A 20,193-nucleotide genomic window follows, 5' to 3' on the forward strand; every position below is an offset into this window, starting at 1 on the left:
GTGAGGGGGGTGAGGAAGGGGGCGGCTCCACGTCGTGGGAGGCGGCTACGCGGCGAGGGCCCGCTGGGCGAGCAGTTCCTCGACCACCTCGGCGGGTGTCGGATGGTCGTAGACGAGCGCGGCCGTCAGTTCCAGCCCGGTGAGGGCTTCGAGCCTGCGGCGCAGCTCCACGGCGGTGAGGGAGGAGAAGCCGATGTCCAGGAACTCCTGGTCCTCCTCGACGGTGGCCGCCGACGGCAGACCGAGCGTGTACGCGGTCTGGGCCCGTACCACGTGGGACAGCACCGTGCGGCTCTCGGCCTCGTCGGCGCCGTCGAGCAGCCGGCGCAACGCGTCCGGATCGTCGACGTCGAGCGTGTCCTCGGCGGTCTCGGTGATGTGGCGCATCGCGTCCGGCAGGTCCCGCAGCAGCGGGCTCGGCCGGTACCGGGTGTAGTCGGGCACGAACGAGGCCCAGTCCACGTCGGCCGCGACCCGGCCGACGGCGCCCGCGCCCACCGCGGCGGCGAACCGCTCGACGGTGAGGTCCGGCCCGACCGCTACGCACACCGCCCCGTCGCGCCGCTGGGCGATCGCGTCGAACACGGCCGCCGTCTCGGCGGCGCCGGCGACCCCGAACAGCTCGTCGACCGTGTGCACGAGCACGAGCCGCTCCGCCTCGGCGGCGAGGGCGGTCGGGACCGCGTCGACGGCGTCGCTGGTGACGACCACCGTGTCGGCGGCGCCCGTGGTGGTGATCGTCACGCCCGCCGCGTCCAGCAGGGCGGCGATCCGCTCCGCCAGCGGCCCGCCGTGCAGCGCGACCGGGCCGGCCGGCCGCCACGGGTCACCCGGCTGTGCGGGGGCCGCGACGAGCCGGCGGGCGAAGACGCCCGCCGGGCGCAGCGCCACCTGGTCCTCGCCCGCGCCCCGGGTGAGCACCCGGCACAGGGCGCTCAGGGTCCGGTCGTCGAGCGCCTCCGGCAGGTCGACGACCCCACCCCAGGCGCGGGGCGTGGTGACGGCGGCGGCCCGGCCGAAGCCCCACGCCGCCGCCCCGCACGGGTCGGTGACGCGTTCGCCGGGGGCGACCGCGACCGCCTGCCGGGTCAGCGCCCACACCGGGGCGTCGATGCGGGCCTCGTCGAGGGCCCCGAGCAACTCGGCGGGAGCGGGTCCGGTGGGCGTCGTCAGCACCCCCGACACCACGTGGTCCGGCGCGAGGTCGAGCAGTTCGTCGGTCGTGCCGACGCGGTACCCGCGGACGTCGGCGCCGTGCCGGGCCATCGCCTCGGCGATCGGACCGGCGCCCTCCGGCACCAGCCAGACGCCCGGGAGGGCGGCGGCCGGCAGCCCGGTCACCGGGGACCACCGCAGCTGGTAGCCCGGCGCGGGTCCACGCCGCCAGGTCGACAGGGCCACCGCCACGTCCTTGAGGGTCGCGGTGTCGTCCAGACCCAGCAGCGCGCCCAGGTCGTCGCGGTCGACCGCGGCCCAGAAGTCGTCGCCGGGCGCGGCGACGGCGGGCGCGTCCGGCCACAGGCGGGTGCGCTGGAAGGCGTACGTGGGCAGCGCCACCGCACGCGCGCCGGCGAAGAAGGCCGCCCAGTCGACGGGTACGCCACGGTTGTGCAGGCGGGCGAGGGCCTCGGTCGCCACCAGTGCCGGGTCCCGGTCGGCGCGTTGCGCGGGAACGAATTCGCCGTCCGCCACGCAGTCGCGACCGAGCGCGGTGAGCACCGCGTCCGGGCCCAGTTCGAGGAAGGTGCGTACGCCGCGGGCCGCCAGCGCCTCGACCGCCGTGGCGAAGCGCACCGTGGCCCGCACCTGCTCCACCCAGTACCCGGACGTCAGCTCGGCGACGTCGCCGGTGACCGTGGAGAGCACGGGGATCGTCGGCGGATGGTGCGCGACGGACTCGGCCACCGCGCGGAACTCGCCGAGCATGGGCTCCATCAGCGGCGAGTGGAACGCGTGCGACACGGTGAGCCGCTTGGTCTTGCGACCGGAGCCGGCCAACTTACCGGCGACCGCCAGGGTGGCGGCCTCCGCGCCGGAGAGCACCACCGACTCCGGCCCGTTGACGGCGGCGATCGCCACGTCGCCGGTGAGCAGCGGCGTTACCTCGTCCACCGTGGCCCGTACGGCCACCATCGCGCCGCCCGTGGGCAGCGCCTGCATCAGCCGGCCGCGGGCGGCCACCAGCCGGGCGGCGTCCGGCAGGGTGAGTACGCCCGCCACGTGCGCGGCGGCCAGCTCACCGATCGAGTGCCCCGCCACGTGGTCCGGCCGTACGCCCCACGACTCGAACAACCGGAACAGGGCCACCTCCACCGCGAACAACGCCGGCTGCGCCCAGCCCGTCTGGTGCACCTCCTCGGTGTCCAGCACCTCCCGCAACGGCCGCTCCAGGTGCCGGTCGAGTTCCCCGCACACCTCGTCGAACGCCCGCGCGAACGCCGGGAAGCCCAGTAGTTGCGCCGTCATGCCGACCCGCTGCGCCCCCTGGCCGGTGAACAGCACGGCCGTCGCGCCGGCGGTGTCGGCGATCCCGCCGACCGCACCGGGCGCGTTCTCGCCGCGGGCCAGCGCGGAAAGGCCGGCGCGCAACTCGTCCAGGTTCCGGCCCAGCACGGCCGCCCGGTGCCGCAGCGCGGTACGGGTGGTGGCCAGCGAGAAGCCCACGTCGGCGGCGGACGCGTCGGCGGTGAGGCGCGCGGCGAGCCGGGCCGCCTGGTCGCGCAGCGCGGCCTGGTCGCGGCCGGACACCAGCAGCGGCACCACCGGCACCTCGGCGGTCGAGTCCACCACCACCGGCTCCGGCGCCTGCTCGATGATCGCGTGCGCGTTGGTGCCGGAGATGCCGAACGAGGAGACGCCGGCGCGGCGCGGGCGTCCCGTCTCCGGCCAGGGCACCGCCTCGGTCAACAGCCGGACGGCCCCGTCGGCCCAGTCCACGTGCGGCGACGGCGCGTCGACGTGCAGCGTCCGCGGCAGCACGCCGTGCCGGATCGCCTCCACCATCTTGATCACGCCGGCGACCCCGGCGGCGGCCTGGGTGTGCCCGATGTTCGACTTGATCGAGCCGACCCAGAGCGGCTGCTCGCCCCGGTCGCGGCCGTACGCCGCGATCAGCGACCGGGCCTCGATCGGGTCGCCCAACGTGGTGCCGGTGCCGTGCGCCTCGACGGCGTCCACGTCGCCGGGGCGCAGCCGCGCGTCGGCGAGCGCCTGGTTGACCAGGCGCTGCTGGGAGGGGCCGTTCGGTGCGGTCATGCCGTTGCTCGCGCCGTCCTGGTTCACGGCGGTGGCGCGGACGACGGCGAGCACCGGGTGGCCGTTGCGGCGCGCGTCGGAGAGCTTCTCGAGCACCAGTACGCCGACGCCCTCGCCCCAGCCGGTGCCGTCCGCGCCGGCGGCGAAGGACTTGCACCGCCCGTCCGGCGCGAGGGCCCGCTGGCGGCTGAAGTCGATGAACGCGTTGGGCGTCGCGAGCACGGTCACGCCGCCGGCGAGGGCCAGGGCGCACTCGCCCCGGCGCAGCGACTGGGCGGCCAGGTGCAGGGTGACCAGCGACGACGAGCACGCCGTGTCGACGGTGACGGCCGGCCCCTCCAGCCCCAGCGCGTACGACACCCGCCCGGAGACCACACCACCGGCGACGCCGGTGCCGATGAAGCCGTCCAGCTCGGCGGGCAGGTGTTGCAGGTGCGCGCTGTAGTCGTGGTACATCAGGCCGGCGAACACCCCGGTGCGGCTGCCGCGCAGGGTGGTGGGATCGATGCCGGCGCGCTCGACGGCCTCCCACGAGGTCTCCAGGAACAGCCGCTGCTGCGGGTCCATGGCCAGGGCCTCGCGTCGGGAGATGCCGAAGAACTCGGCGTCGAACCAGGCCGCGTCGTACAGGAACGCGCCCTCGCCGCAGTAGGTGCGGCCCGGCTTCTCCGGGTCCGGGTCGACGAGGTTGTCGATGTCCCAGCCCCGGTCGGTCGGGAAGCCGGCCACCGCGTCGACGCCGCCGGCGACCAGGTCCCACAGCTTCTCCGGTGAGCTGGCCCCGCCGGGGAAGCGGCAGCCCATGCCGACGATCGCGATCGGGTCGTCGTCGCCGCCGTCGGAGGAGGCCACCACCACGGCGGCGGCCGGCCCGCCGTCGAAGAGCTCCGCGTCCAGGTGCTCGGCGAGCGCCGTCGGGTTGGGGTGGTCGAAGACCAGCGTGACGGGCAGCCGCAGGCCGACCACCGCGTTGAGCCGGTTGCGGAACTCGACCGCGGTGAGTGAGTCGAAGCCCAGCTCCTTGAAGGCCGTCGTGGCCCCGACCGCGTCGCCGCCGCCGTGCCCCAGCACGACCGCGACCTGCGCGCGGACGACGTCCACGAGTTCCTTGCGGCGCTCCGCCGGGCCCCGTCCGGCCAGGGCCGCGACCAGGTCGGAGGCCGCCGCGGCGTCGGCCGAGACCTGGCGTCGCGCCGGGGTGCGGACCAGGCCGCGCAGCACCGTGGGCAGCACCGCGCCGGCCGCCTGCTCCCGCAGCGCGGCGAGGTCCAGGTGGATCGGCACGAGGGCGGCCTCCGGCGCGCCGAGCGCCTCGTCGAACAGCGCGAGGCCGTCCTGTGTGGACAGCGGCCGTACGCCGGAGCGCCGCATCCGGGCCAGGTCGGCGTCGTCGAGGGCACCGGTGAGGCCGGTGCGCTGCGCCCACATGCCCCACGCCAGCGAGACGGCGGGCAGGCCCCGGGCACGCCGGTGAGCGGCGAACGCGTCGACGAAGGCGTTGGCCGCCGCGTAGTTGCCCTGCCCGGGGCCGCCGAGGACACCCGCCGCCGAGGAGAACACGACGAAGGCGCTCAGGTCGCCGGCCAGCTCGTGCAGGTTGACCAGCGCGTCGACCTTGGGGCGCAGCGCGGTCGCGAGCCGCTCCGGCGTGAGCGAGGCGATCATGCCGTCGTCGAGGACGCCGGCCGTGTGCACGACCGCCGTGGGCGGGTGCTCCGCGACGAGCGCGGCCAGCGCCTCGCGGTCGGCGGCGTCGCAGGCGGCGACCGTCACGTGGACGCCCTGGGCGGTCAGCTCGTCGTGCAGGACCGCCAGGTCCTCGGTCATGCCGCGGCGACCGGCGAGCACGAGCCGGCGGACGCCGTGGCGCGCGACGAGGTGCCGGGCGACGAGACGGCCGAGCGTGCCGGAGGCGCCCGTGACCAGGACGGTTCCGGTGATCTCCGGCAACGTGCCCGGTTCCCCCGCCGCCTTGGCGAGGCGGGGCGCGAGCACCTCGGCGTCGCGCAGGGCGAGCTGCGGCTCACCCGTACGCAGCGCGGGCACCAGGTTCGGCTGCCACCGCTGACCGGCGACGTCGAGAAGGACGAACCGCCCGGGGTTCTCGGACTGCGCGGAACGCACGAGCCCCCACACGGCGGCGAGCGCCGGGTCGGTCCCGTCCGTCGCACCCTCGGTGAGCAGGACCAGCCGGGCGTCGGCGAACCGGGCGTCGGCGAGCCACTCCTGGACGGCGGCGAGGGTGCGCTCCGCCGCGCGGTAGGTGTCCCCGACGAGGCCGTCGCCGTCGCGGGTGATCGGGAGGACCACGTGCCCGGGAACCTCGGTGATCGCGGCGAGGCTGTCGTACGCGGTGGCGCCGGGCAGGTCGCCGCCGACGACCGCGACCGTGGCCGCGCCGTCGGCCACCGGGACCGGCACCCAGTCGAGCACGTGCATCGCCTGGTGGCGCGGGTTGGTCAGGGCGGCGAGCGCGCCCGCGGGCAGGCGGCGCACGGCCAGCGCCTCGATCGCGGCGACGGGCACGCCCGCGTGGTCGGCGACGGCCACCGCGACGGCGTTGGGGCCCGCCGGCCGGATGGTGACCCGCAGCCGGGCGGCGCCGGTGGCGTGCAGGCTCACCCCGTGCCAGGCGAACGGCAGCCAGGGCCCGCCCGCGCCGTCGTCGGCGGTGAAGACGCCCAGGCCGAGCGGGTGCAGCCCCGCGTCGAGCAGGGCGGGGTGCAGGCCGAAGCCGGCGACCTTCGCCGCCTCGGGCGCGGTGACCTCGGCGAACAGTTCGTCGCCCCGCCGCCACACCGAGCCCAGGCCGCCGAAGGCGGGGCCGTAGGTCACGTCGAGCGACGCGAACCGGTCGTACAGCTGCGCGGTGTCCACCGCCTCGGCGCCCTCGGGCGGCCAGGTGCCCGCCGGGGCCGCCGCACGGTCGTCGGCGCCCGCCGCACCGATGGCGAGGGTGCCGGTGGCGTGCCGGGTCCACTGGCCGTCCGCGTCGGGCCGCGAGTGGACCGTCAGCCGCCGGGCGCCGTCCGGGCCGGGCTCGCCGACGCGGAGCTGGACCTGCACCGCACCCCGCTCCGGCACCACCAGGGGCGCCTCGAGCGTCAGCTCCTCGATCCGGGTGGCGCCGACCTCGTCGCCCGCCCGGATCGCCAGCTCGACGAAGGCGGTGCCGGGCAGGAGGATCCGGCCCGCCACCCGGTGGTCGGCGAGCCAGGGGTGCGCCGAGGTCGACAGCCGGCCGGTGAGCAGCACGCCGTCCGCCCCGGCCAGCGACACGGTCGCGCCGAGCAGCGGGTGCCCGGTGGAACCCAGGCCGAGGCCGGTGGCGTCGACCGGGCCGCCCGCGCCGCTGGGCCAGTAGGTGCGCCGCTGGAAGGCGTACGTCGGCAGGGCGACCGGCCGGGCGGGGGCGGTGACGAGCGTGGCCCAGTCGGGCCGTACGCCCCGGGTGTGCGCCTGCCCCAGCGACAGCAGGAACCGGCGCAGGCCGCCCTCGTCGCGGCGCAGCGTGCCGACGACGGAGCCACCCTCGGCCTCGTCGAGCAGGTCCTGCACGGCCGGTACGAGCACGGGGTGCGAGCTGACCTCGACGAAGGAGTCGACGCCGTCGGCGACCAGGCCGCGTACGGTCTGCTCGAACTCGACGGTCTGCCGCAGGTTGCGGTACCAGTAGTCGGCGGTCAGCTGCGCGGTGTCGAGCAGTTCGCCCGTCACGGTCGAGTAGAGCGGGATGTCGCTGGTGCGTGGGCGGACGGGGGCGAGGATCCGGAGCAGCTCGTCGCGCATCGACTCCACGTGCGCGGAGTGCGAGGCGTAGTCGACGTCGATCCGCCGGGCCCGGACCTCGTCGCGCTCGCACTCGGCCAGCAGCTCGTCGAGCGCCTCGGGCGCACCGGAGACCACCACGGTGGCGGGCCCGTTCACGGCGGCGATCGACAGGCCGGGCCGCAGCCGTCGGGCGACCTCCGCCACCGGCTGCGACACGGACACCATGCCGCCCCGGCCGGCGAGTTGCCCGGCGATGAGCTGGCTGCGGCGGGTCACCACCAGCGCGGCGTCGTCGAGGGAGAGCGCGCCGGCCACGCAGGCGGCGGCGATCTCGCCCTGGGAGTGCCCGACGACGGCGGCGGGCTCGACCCCGTGCGAGCGCCACAGCGCCGCCAGCGAGACCATCATGGCGAACAGCGCGGGCTGGACGACGTCCACCCGCTCCAGGCAGGCCGCGCCCGGTACGCCGCGCAGCACGTCGAGCAGCGACCAGTCGGTGTGCCGGTCCACGGCGGCGGCGCACTGCGTCATCCGGTCGGCGAAGACGGGCGAGGTGTCGAGCAGTTCGGCGGCCATGCCCAACCACTGCGAGCCCTGCCCGGGGAAGAGGAACGCGGTGCGGTCGCCGACGTCGGCGAGGCCGGTGACGAGGTTGCGGGCGGCGTCGCCGTCGGCGAGCGCGTCGAGGGCGGTGGACAGCTCCGTCCGGTCGCCGACGAGCACCGCGCGGTGCGGCAGGCGGGCCCGGGTGGTGGCGAGGGCGTGCGCGACGTCGTGCCCGGCGTGGTCGTCGGCCAGGTGTCGGCGCAGCCGGGCCGCCTGTTCGCGCAGCGCCGCCTCGGTGCGGGCCGACAGCACCCACAGGGTGGGGCCCTCGGCGGGCGGGGCGTCCTGCGGGGCCCCGACGGCCGGGGGCTCCTCGATCAGGACGTGGGCGTTGGTGCCCGAGATGCCGAACGACGAGACGCCCGCCCGGCGCGGGGTGTCGCCCCGCGGCCAGGGCACCGGCTCGCTCAGCAGCCGCACCGCGCCGTCGGTCCAGTCCACGTGGTGCGACGGCCTGTCCACGTGCAGCGTGCGGGGCAGTTCCTCGTGCCGCAGCGCCATGACCATCTTGATCACACCCGCGACGCCGGCGGCGGCCTGGGTGTGCCCGAAGTTGGACTTCACCGAGCCCAGCCACAGCGGCCGGTCGCGCTGCTGACCGTAGGTGGCGATGAGCGACTGGGCCTCGATCGGGTCGCCCAGCGTGGTGCCGGTGCCGTGCGCCTCCACCGCGTCCACGTCGGCGGGGGTGAGCCCGGCGCTGTCCAGGGCCTGCCGGATGACCCGCTGCTGCGACGGCCCGTTGGGCGCGGTCAGGCCGTTCGACGCGCCGTCCTGGTTGACCGCCGAGCCCCGCACCACGGCCAGGACCTGGTGGCCGTTGCGGCGCGCGTCGGAGAGCTTCTCCAGCACGAGTACGCCGATGCCCTCACCGAAGGCCGTGCCGTCCGCGGCCGAGGCGAACGCCTTCACCCGCCCGTCCGGGGCGAGCCCCTTCTGGCTGGAGAACTCGATGAACGTGCCCGGCGTGCCGATGACGCAGCTGCCGCCCGCCAGCGCGAGGTCGCAGTCGCCGCTGCGCAGCGCGTGCGCGGCCACGTGCATCGCCACCAGCGACGACGAGCACGCCGTGTCGACGGTGACGGCCGGACCCTCCAGCCCCAGCACGTACGACACCCGGCCGGACACCACGCTGCCGGCGACCCCGGTCATGGTGTAACCGATCAGCGCGTCGATGTCCTGCTGCATCGCCGACAGGTACTCGACGCTGTTGGCGCCGACGAACACGCCGGTCCGGCTGCCCCGCAGCGAGTGCGGGTCGATGCCGGCGTGCTCGAACGCCTCCCACGACGTCTCCAGCATCAGCCGCTGCTGTGGGTCCATCGCCAGCGCCTCACGCGGGCTGATCCCGAAGAAGCCCGCGTCGAAGTCGATGGCGTCGGAGATGAAGCCGCCGCGTCGTACGTAGCTGGTGCCGGTGCCGCTGTCCGGGTCGAACAGGTCGTCCAGGTCCCAGCCCCGGTCGGTGGGGAAGTCGGTGATGCCCTCCCCGCCGGCCGACACGAGCTCCCACAGCTCGTCGGCGGAGCGTACGCCGCCCGGGAAGCGGCAGCCGATGCCGACGATGGCGATCGGCTCCCGCTCCGTCGCGGTCCGCAGCTTGCGCCGCGTCTCGTGCAGGTCGGCCGTCACGCGCCGGAGGTACTCGACAAGCTGTTCCTCGTTCGCCATCAGTAGCCCTCCTCAGCGCCTCCGGCTCAACCGGTGCCGAGTTCGTCGTCGATGAACCGCAACAGGTCGTCGGCCGAAGCGGTCTTCAGCGCCAGGCCGACGTCCAGGCCGTCGGGATCGGTGTCCACGTCGGACCTGCCACGCCAATTCGACATCACCGCGTGCAACCGATCGGTAATCCGTGCCTTGACCGCGTCCGCCAGGCCCGCCGCACCGGCCTGGGCGAACGACCGCTCCAGCCGGTCCAGCTCGGCCAGCAGCCCCACCGCCGGGTCCACCTCGGCCGGGGCCAGCCCGGCCAGCAGGTGGTCGGTGAGCGCCCCGGCGGTCGGGTGGTCGAAGACCATCGTGGCGGATAGCTTCAGGCCGGTGGCCGCCTTCAGCCGGTTGCGGAACTCGACCGCCGTCAGCGAGTCGAAGCCCAGCTCGGTGAACGGCCGGTCGGGGTCGACGGCGCTCGCGCTGGCGTGCCCGAGCACGGCGGCGGCCTGCGCCTTGACGAACTCCAACGCGGTGTGCCGCCGCTGCGGGCCGCTCTGGCCCGCCAGGTGCTCCCGCAGGGCGCCGGGCGACTGCGCCGCCTGCTCCACCGCCCGCCGGGACGTGCCCCGCACCAGACCGCGCAGCAGCGGGGGCAGCATGCCGACCCGGCCCAGCTCGCGCAGGGCCGCCGGATCCACCGGCATCGGCACCAGCAGTGCCTCGTCGGTCAGCTCCGCCGCGTCGTAGAGCGCCATGCCCTGCGCCACCGACAGTTCCAGCAGCCCCACGCGGGCCATCCGGGCCCGGTCGGTGGCGTCCAGGTGCGCGGTCATCCCGCTCGCCTCGCCCCACAGTCCCCAGGCGAGCGAGCGGGCGGGCAGCCCGGCCGCGCGCCGGTGGGCCACGAGCGCGTCGAGGAAGGTGTTCGCCGCCGCGTAGTTGCCCTGCCCGGGGCCACCCATCGTGCCGGCCGCCGCGGAGAACACCACGAACTCGGCCAGCTCGGCGTCGAGCGTCAGCTCGTGCAGGTTGACCGCCGCGTCGACCTTCGGCCGCAGCACCGCGTCGACCTGCTCCGGGGTGAGCGCGGTGACCAGGCCGTCGTCGAGGACGCCCGCCGTGTGCACCACGGCGGTCAGCGGGTGCGCGGCGGGGACCCGGGCCAGGGCCTCGGCCAGCGCGTCGCGGTCCGCCGCGTCGCAGGCGGCGACGGTGACCTGCGCCCCGTACCCGGTCAGCTCGGCCACCAGGTCGGCGGCGCCCGCGGCGTCCGGGCCCCGGCGGCTGGTGAGCAGGAGGTGCCGCACCCCGCGCCGGGTCACCAGGTGCCGTGCCAGCAGCCCGCCGAGGGTGCCGGTGCCGCCCGTGACGAGCACCGTGCCGTCGGGGTCGCGCCGGGGCGGCGTGGTGAGCACGAGCTTGCCGACGTGCCGGGCCTTGGACATGGTCCGGAACGCCTCCGGGGCGCGCCGCACGTCGTACGTGCGCACCGGCAGCGGGGTGAAGCGGTCCTCCGCGAAGAGCGCGAGCACGTCCCGCAGGATCGCGCCGACCCGCTCCGGGTCGATGGCGAGCAGGTCGAACGCCTGGTACTCGACCCCCGGGTGGTCCTCGGCGACCCGCCCCGGGTCGCGTACGTCGGTCTTGCCCATCTCGATGAACCGGCCGCCGCGCCCCAGCAGCCGCAGCGAGGCGTCGACGAACTCCTTGGCCAGCGAGTCGATCACCACGTCGATGCCGGCCCCGCCGAACCGCTCCTCGAACTCCAGGGTGCGGGAGTTGCCGATGTGCGAGTCCGGCAGCCCCATCGCGCGCAGCGCGTCCCACTTGCCGGTGCTCGCCGTGCCGTACACCTCGGCGCCCAGGTGCCGGGCGAGCCGGACCGCGGCCATGCCGACGCCGCCGGACGCGGCGTGCACGAGGACCCGCTCCCCCGGCTTCACCTGGGCCAGGTCGACCAGCGCGTAGTAGGCGGTGCAGAAGGCGATCGGGGTCGACGCCGCCTGCGCGAACGACCACCCCGGCGGTACCGGCACGACCATCCGCGCGTCGGTGACCACCTCGGTGCCGAAGGCGCCGTGGAACAGGCCCATGACGCGGTCGCCGACCGCGACGCCGCGCACGTCGGGTGCGGCCTCGACGACCACGCCCGCGCCCTCGCCACCCATCACCCCGCCACCGGGGTACATGTCGAGGGCGATCAGCACGTCGCGGAAGTTCAGGCCGGCGGCCCGCATCGCGATGCGCACCTGACCCGGCGCCAGGACGGGGGCCTGCTCCGCCTCGGGCAGCAGGGCGAGGTTGTCCAACGTGCCCCGCTCGGTGACGTCCAGCCGCCAGCGTTCGGCCGTGGGCGCCGTCAGCGCGGGGCTGCCGGCCGCGCGGGCGAGCCGCGGTGCCAGGGCGACGCCGTCGCGGATCGCGAGCTGCGGCTCGTCGGCCGCGAGCGCCGCCGCGAGCGCCCGGTGCGGTTCGCGGTCGTCGACGTCGAGCAGGACGAAGCGGTCCGGGTTCTCGCTCTGCGCCGAGCGGAGCAGACCCCACACCGGCGAGCCGGCCAGGTCCGCCGCCGCCTCGTGCACGCTCACCGCGCCCCGGGTGACGACGACCAGCCGGGCGTCGGCGAAGCGCTCCTCCGCCAGCCACTCCCGCAGCACCGCGAGGGTGTCGTGCACGGCCCGGTGCGCCGCCCCGGCGAGGTCGCCGGCGGCGTCGGCCGCGCAGGCCAGCACGACCAGGGCGGGCATCGGCGCGCCGTCGGCCACGCCGGCCCGCAGCGTCGCCAGATCCGGGTACGCGTCGGCGACGAGGCCGGCGTCCTGGGGCAGGGTGCAGCCACCGAGAGCCGCCCAGCGGGCGTCCGGCGGGGTCGCCGGGGTGGCGGCCGGGGTCCACTCCAGGCGGAACAGGGCGTCGTGGTGCGTGCTCGGCTGCGCGGGGGCGGCGGCCTCCCGCAGCACCAGCGACTCCACCTCGGCGACCACGGTGTTGGTCTGGTCGGCGACGGTCACCTCGACCGTGTTCCGCCCGCGCGGACGCAACCGGACGCGCAGCTCCGTCGCCCCGACTGCGTGTACGGACACACCACTCCACTCGAACGGCAACAACGCCTCCGTGCTCGAGGTGGCGAGCGCGATCGGGTGCAGCGCGGCGTCGAGCAGCGCCGGGTGCAGGTGGTAGCCGGCCGCCGCGCGGGCGGCCCCCGCCGGCAGGGCGACCTCGGCGAGGATCTCCTCGCCCCGGCGCCACACCCGGCGCACCCCCTGGAACGTCGGGCCGTACGCGAGACCGGCCGCGGCCAGGGTGGCGTACAGCTCGTCGGCGTCGACGGGCTCGGCCTCCGGAGGTGGCCACGTGGCGTCGAAGTCGCCCGCCGGCCCGCCGGGGGCGAGGAGGCCGACGCCGTGGCGCACCCACGGCGTCGCGTCGGTGGCGACCCCGTCCGGACGGGAGTGGATGGTCACCTGCCGCTGTCCGTCGTCGTCGGGCGCCTCGACGCGCAGCTGCACCTGGACGCCGCCCTTGTCCGGCAGCACCAGGGGCGCGGTCAGCGTCAGCTCCTCGACGCGGCCGCAGTCCACCTCGTCGCCCGCGCGGACGGCGAGGTCCACGAACGCGGTCCCGGGCACGATCACCTGACCGCCCACCCGGTGGTCGGCCAGCCACGGGTGCGCGGCCACCGACAGCCGCCCGGTGAACAGCAGGCCGTCGGTGTCGGCCAGGGCCACCGCCGCACCGAGCAACGGGTGCTCGGTGGCACCGAGTCCCAGCCCGGCCGCGTCGGCGGCGACCGTCGCGGCGGCCGGCCAGAAGCGCTCGTGCTGGAACGGGTAGCCGGGCAGCCGGACCCGACGCGCCCCCTCGTCGTCCCAGCGGACGCGTACGCCGTGGGCGTGCGCCTCGCCGAGGGAGAGCAGGAAGCGGGCCAGGCCCCCCTCGTCGCGGCGCAGCGAGCCGACCACCGTGGCGGGCACCTCCGCGTCGTCGACGACGTCCTGCACGCCGATGGTCAGCACGGGATGCGGGCTGACCTCCACGATCGTGGTGACGCCCGCGTCGAGCAGGGCACGGATCGCGGGCTCGAACCACACCGTCTGGCGCAGGTTGCGGTACCAGTACTCGGCGTCCATCGGCACGTCGTCGAGCCAGCGGTCGTCCACCGTCGAGTAGAGCGGCACCTCGGGCCGGCGGGGCTCCAGCCCGGCCAGCACGTCCAGCAGCTCGTCGCGGATCTCCGCCACGTACGCCGAGTGCGACGCGTAGTCGACGTGGATGCGCCTGGCGCGCACGCCGTCGCGCTCGCACTCGGCCAGCAGCTCGTCGAGGCCGTCCAGCTCGCCGGCCACCACCGTGGTGCGGGGCCCGTTGACGGTCGCCACGGTCACCCGGCCGTCGAAACGCTCCAGGCGCCCCCGCACCTCGACCGCCGGCAGCGGCACGGACACCATGCCGCCCTTGCCGGACAGGCGCAGCAGGGCCCGGCTGCGCAGGGCCACGACCCTGGCGGCGTCCGCCACGGAGAGGGCGCCCGCCACGCAGGCCGCGGCGATCTCCCCCTGCGAGTGCCCCACCACGGCGGCGGGCTCCACACCGTGGTGGCGCCACAGGTCGGCCAGCGACACCATCACGGCGAACAGCACCGGCTGCACGACGTCGACCCGGTCCAGGTCCCCGCCCTCGCGGAGGACGGCCTCCAGGGACCAGTCGACGTGCGGCGCCAGGGCGTCCGCGCACTCGGCCATCCGGGCGGCGAACACCGGCGAGGCGTCGAGCAGCTCCACGGCCATGCCGATCCACTGCGAGCCCTGGCCCGGGAAGGAGAAGGCCACCTTGCCGGGCGCGGCCGCGGCGACCCCGGTGACGAGGTTGGGCGCGGGCTCCCCCGCCGCGAGCGCGGCGAGGCCGGCGCGCAGTTCGTCGGCCCCGCCGACGACCACCGCGCGGCGCGGGTGCGCGCTTCGCCGGGCGAGCGAGTACGCCAGGTCGCGCGGCGGCACGTCGGCCAGCAGCGGCGCGATCCCGGCGGCCTGCTCGCGCAGCGCGCCGTCCGAGCGGGCGGAGAGCGTCAGCGCGACGGGCCCGTCGTCGGGCGTCCGTTCGGTCTCGGGCGCCTCCGGGGCCTCCTCCACGACGACGTGGGCGTTGGTGCCACTGAACCCGAAGGACGAGACACCGGCGCGGCGCGGGTGCCCGTCGCGTCCCCACGGCTGCGCCTCGGCGAGCAGCCGGACGCCGCCCGCCCAGTCGACGTGTGTCGTCGGCTCGGCCACGTGCAGGGTGCGGGGCAGTTCGCCGTGCCGCAGCGCAAGCACCATCTTGATCACTCCGGCGACGCCGGCGGCGGCCTGGGTGTGCCCGATGTTCGACTTGACCGAGCCGAGCCAGAGCGGCCGGTCGCCGGCACGGTCCCGGCCGTACGTGGCGAACAGCGCGTCGACCTCGATCGGGTCGCCCAGCGTCGTGCCGGTGCCGTGCGCCTCGACCACGTCCACGTCGGCCGTGGCGAGCCCGGCGTCGGCCAGCGCCTGCCGGATGACCCGCTGCTGCGACGGCCCGTTGGGGGCGGTCAGCCCGTTGGACGCGCCGTCCTGGTTGACCGCGCTCCCGCGCACCACGGCCAGCACCTCGTGGCCGGCGGCGAGCGCGTCGGAGAGCCGTTCGAGCACGAGCACACCGATGCCCTCGCCCCAGTTGGTGCCGTCCGCGCCGGCCGCGAACGCCTTGCAGCGCCCGTCCGGGGCGAGCCCCCGCATGCGGCTGAACTCCAGGAACGCGCCCGGCGTCGCCATGGCGGTCACGCCGCCCGCCACCGCCATCGCGCACTCGCCCGAGCGCAGCGCCCGCACCGCCAGGTGCATGGCGACCAGCGACGAGGAGCAGGCGGTGTCCACCGTCACCGCCGGGCCCTCCAGCCCCAGCACGTAGGAGAGCCGGCCGGAGAGGATGCTCGCGGCGTTGCCGGTGGCCATGAAGCCCTCGGCGCTCGTCCCCGCGCCGCCGGTGATCCGGGCGTAGTCGACGTTGTTGGCGCCGACGTACACCCCGGTGGCGCTGCCCCGCAGCGTGGTCGGGTCGATGCCCGCGTCCTCGAAGGCCGCCCAGGACGCCTCCAGCACCAGCCGCTGCTGCGGGTCCATGGCCTCCGCCTCGCGGGGGCTGATGCCGAAGAACGCCGCGTCGAAGCCCGGCAGGTCGGCGAGGAAGCCGCCCTCCCGGACGTAGCTGGTCCCGGAGTGCTCCGGGTCGGGGTGGAACAGGCTGTCCAGGTCCCAGCCACGGTCGGTGGGGAACGGGCCGATGCCGTCGCGGCCCTCCCGCAGCATCGCCCACAGCTCCTCGGGGGAGCCGACGTCGCCGGGGAACCGGCAGCTCATGCCGACGATGGCGATCGGCTCGTCGGCCGCGACGGTGCCCACGACCGCCTCGGGGCGGCCGGTCTCCAGCAGGTGCTCGGCCAGCGCGACCGGGGTCGGGTAGTCGAACGCGACGGCCGCGGAGAGCCGTACGCCGGTGGCCTCCACCATCCGGTTGCGGAACTCGACGGCGGTGACCGAGTCGAAGCCCAACTCCTTGAACGCCGACGTCGGTTCGACCGCCTCCGGGCCCGCGTAGCCGAGCGTGAGTGCCACCTGCGTACGCACCAGCCCGACGGCGTGTTCCAGGCGGTCCACCTCCGGCAGGGCGGCGAGCCGGCGGGCGAAGTCCGAGGAGGTGGACGTCGTGACCGGCTCCTCGTCGGCGACCGCCTCGCCGATCGCGTCGAACAGCCGGCTCGGCCGCAGCGCGGTGAACGACGGCGCGAAGGCCGCCCAGTCCACGTCGGCGAGCACCACGTTCGTGTCCCCCGCCCCCAGGGCGGTACGCATGGCCGCGACGGCGCGCTGCGGCGCCATCGGCGCCAGGCCCCGCTTGCGCAGCGAGGCCGAGATCTCGTCGTCGACCAGGGTGCTCTCGGCCCACGGCCCCCAGGCCAGCGCGGTGGCCGGCTGTCCCCGGCCGCGCCGCGCCTCGGCGAGGGCGCACAGGTGCGCGTTGCCGGCGGCGTAGGCGGCCTGGCCGCCGCTGCCCCAGACGCCGGCCACGGAGGAGAAGAGCACGAACTCGTCGAGGTCGCGTTCGGCGAAGATCGCGTCGAGGTTGGTGGCGCCGGCGACCTTGGCGGAGACGACGTCGGCGTACTCGGCGTGGTCCATGTCCATGATGCCGGTCAGCTGCGCCAGCCCCGCCACGTGCACCACGGCGCGCACGTCGGGGTAGCCGTCGACGACTGCCGCCAGGGCGGCCCGGTCGGCCACGTCGCAGGCGACGACGTCGACCTGGGCCCCTGATCCGCGCAGCTCGTCGAGGATCTCGGCGGGGGCGGTGCCGCGCCGGCTCAGCAGCACGATCCGCTCGGCGCCGTGGCGCGCGTACAGCCGGGCGGCCTCGATGCCGAGGGTGCCGGTGCCGCCGGTGACCAGCACGGTGCCGGACACGCCACGCCAGCGCGGGGTGCCGGTCACCGGCGCCCGGTGCAGCCGGCGGACGAAGACCCCGTCGGGGCGTACGGCGACCTGGTCCTCCCCGCTGCCGGCGAGCACGCCGGCCAGCGCGGCGGCGGTGCGCCCGTCCAGCTCGGCGGGCAGGTCGACCAGGCCGCCCCAGGTGTCGGGCAGCTCCAGCGCGGCGACCCGGCCGAGGCCCCACACCTGCGACTGCGCCACCCCGGTCACCGGATCGGCCGGCGAGGTGGCGACGGCGCCACGGGTGACGCACCACAGCCGGACGCCCCGCCCGGCGAGGACGCGGATCAGGTCGAGGGTGGCGGCCGCGCCCGCCGGGACGCCGGGGCGGCCGGGCAGGAACGTCTCGTCGAGCGCCAGGAGGGACACCACGCCGGCCGGCTCGCCGTCGAGGTGGCCCGGCAGTCCGTCGGGGTCGGTGGTGACGACGGTCGCGCCGTGCGCGGCGAGCGCGTCGGCGACGGCGGCGCCCGTGTCCCCGGTCACCGCCGGGTCGCCGGCCACCAGCAGCCAGGTCCCGCTCAGCGCCGCCGTGGTGCCGCCGGGGAGGCGCTCCCAGCGGGCCTGGTAGCGCCAGCCGTCCAGCGCGGAGCGCTCCTGCCGCCCCCGGCGCCATGCCGAGAGCGCGGGCAGCACCGACGCCAGGGGCGCCTGCGGGTCGACGTCGAGCGCGGTGACGACCGTGTCGAGGTCGCCGCTGTCCACGGCCGCCCACAGGCCGTCGTCGTCGGCGGAACCGCCGGCGGCGGCCGGCTCGACGCTGTCCTGCCAGAACCGCTCGTGCTGGAAGGGGTACGTCGGCAGGTCGACCAGGGACGGTCCGGACCGGTGGTAGAACGCCTGCGGGTCCACCGTGACGCCCCGGGTCTCCAGCCGGGCCAGCGCCTCGACCAGGGCGCGCGGCTCGGCGCGGTCCCGGCGCAGCACCGGCGTGGCCAGCACGTCGCCGTCGAGGCAGTCCGCCGCCATGGTGGCGAGCACCGAGTCCGGGCCCAGTTCGAGGAAGGTGGTGGCGCCGGTCGCGGCGGCGGCACGCACCGCGTCGGCGAAACGCACCGAGGCGCGGACCTGCCCGACCCAGTACTCCGGCGTCGCCAGCTCATCGCCCGCCAGCGCGCCGGTGACCGTCGAGACCAGCGGAATCGTCGGCGGCGCGTACGACACCGTCTCGGCCACCGACCGGAACTCCGTGAGCATCGGGTCCATCAGCGGCGAGTGGAACGCGTGCGACACGGTCAGCCGCCGGGTACGACGGTCGGTGAACCGCTCGGCGACCGCCGCCACCGCCTCCTCGGTGCCGGAGACGACCACCGAGTCCGGCCCGTTGACGGCCGCGATGTCGACGTCCGGGCCGAGCAGCGGCGCGACCTCGTCCTCGGTGGCCTGGACGGCGAGCATCGCGCCGCCGGCCGGCAGCGCCTGCATCAGCCGGCCCCGGGCCGCGACCAGGCGGGCCGCGTCGGCGAGCGGGAACACGCCCGCGACGTGCGCGGCGGCCAGCTCGCCGATCGAGTGCCCGGCCAGCACGGACGGGGCGACGCCCCAGGACCGGACGAGCCGGTACAGGGCCACCTCGACGGCGAACAGGGCGGGCTGCGTCCAGCCGGTCTCGTGCAGGTCCCCGGTGTCCAGGACCTCGCGCAGCGGCCGGTCCAGGTGCGGGTCCAACGCCGCGCACACCTCGTCGAACACCGCCGCGAACTCCGGGTACGCCGCGTACAGCCCACGGCCCATGCCGAGGCGCTGCGCGCCCTGCCCGGAGAAGAGCATCGCGACCCGGCCGTCCGCGGCCCGGCCGCGTACCAGGTTGACGGCCTGCTCGTCGCGGGCCAGGGCACCCAGGCCGGCGGCCAGTTCCTCGGCCGAGGTGCCGAACACGGCGGCCCGGTGCGGAAAGCGGGACCGGGTGGTGGCCAGGGCGTAGCCCAGCTCGGCCGGTTCCACCTCCGACACCACGGCGGACAGTCGCCGCGCCTGGTCGCGCAGCCCGTCGACGTCGCGGGCGGTGACCAGCAACGAGGCCACCGGCGCGGAGGCCGGCGCGGGCGCCTCGGCGTGCGGCGCCTGCTCCACGATCACGTGGGCGTTCGTGCCGCTGAACCCGAACGAGGAGACCGCCGCCCGGCGCGGCTGCCCCGTCTCGGGCCACGCCGCGGCCGTGGTCAGCAGCCGCACGTTCCCGGCCGTCCAGTCCACCTGGTCCGACGGCTGGTCGGCGTGCAGCGTCGCGGGCAGGACCCCGCGCCGCATCGCCTCCACCATCTTGATGACCCCGGCGACCCCGGCGGCGGCCTGGGTGTGCCCGATGTTCGACTTGACCGAGCCGAGCCACAGCGGGTCCTCGCGGTCCTGGCCGTACGTCGCCAGCAGCGCCTGCGCCTCGATCGGGTCGCCCAGGGTCGTGCCGGTGCCGTGGCCCTCGACCACGTCGACCTGGCGCGTCGACAGGCCCGCGTCGACCAGCGCCGCCTCGATGACGCGCTGCTGCGACGGCCCGTTGGGCGCGGTGAGCCCGTTCGACGCACCGTCCTGGTTGACCGCGGAGCCCCGGACGACCGCCAGGACGCGGTGGCCGCGCTCGATCGCGTCCGACAGCCGCTCCACCAGCAGCACGCCGGCGCCCTCGGCGAAGCCGGTGCCGTCGGCGTCGGCCGAGTACGACCGGCACCGCCCGTCGGGGGACAGGCCGCGCTGACGGGAGAACTCGACGAAGGTCAGCGGCGTCGCCATCACCGAGACACCGCCGACGAGCGCGAGCGTGCAGTCGCCCCGGCGCAGGGCCTGGATCGCCAGGTGCAGCGCCACGAGCGACGACGAGCAGGCGGTGTCGACGGTGACCGCCGGTCCCTCCAGGCCGAGCGTGTAGGCCACCCGGCCGGAGACCACGCTGCCCGAGCTGCTGCTGCCCGCGTAGTCGTGGTACATCAGGCCGGTGAACACCCCGGTCGGGCTGCCGGCGAGCGAGCCGGGGTCGATGCCGGCCCGCTCCAGGGTCTCCCACGCGACCTCCAGTAGCAGCCGCTGCTGGGGGTCCAGACCGACCGCCTCGCGGGGGCTGATGCCGAAGAACGTCGGGTCGAAGTCCGCCGCGTCGTACAGGAAACCGCCGCGTGAGGTGTATGAGGTGCCCTCCCGGCGGGCCTGGGGGTCGTACAGGGACTCCAGGTCCCAGCCGCGGTCCGTCGGGAACGCGCCGGTGGCGTCGGTGCCGGACTCCACCAGCCGCCACAGGTCCTCCGGGCTCGCCACACCCCCCGGGTAGCGGCAGGCCATGCCGACGATCGCGACCGGCTCGTGCGCGGACGCCTCCACCTCGTGCAGGCGCTGCCGGGTCTTCTGCAGATCGACCGTGACCCGCTTGAGGTAGTCCCGCAGCTTGTCCTCGTTGGCCACCACTACGGTCGCC

General features: G+C 76.1%; 2 pseudogenes. Both read right to left on the bottom strand.

Annotated features, from left to right (window positions below):
• Nucleotides 1-45: 45 nt before the first annotated feature.
• A pseudogene (locus KBX06_RS16515) lies at nucleotides 46-9,264 on the bottom strand (type I polyketide synthase); the annotation flags it as partial.
• 65 nt (nucleotides 9,265-9,329) lie between these two features.
• A pseudogene (locus KBX06_RS16520) lies at nucleotides 9,330-20,189 on the bottom strand (type I polyketide synthase); the annotation flags it as partial.
• Between the last annotated feature and the right edge of the window lie 4 nt (nucleotides 20,190-20,193).

Origin of the sequence: Micromonospora sp. C31 (assembly GCF_018070575.1) — a bacterium.
GTDB lineage: Bacteria > Actinomycetota > Actinomycetes > Mycobacteriales > Micromonosporaceae > Micromonospora.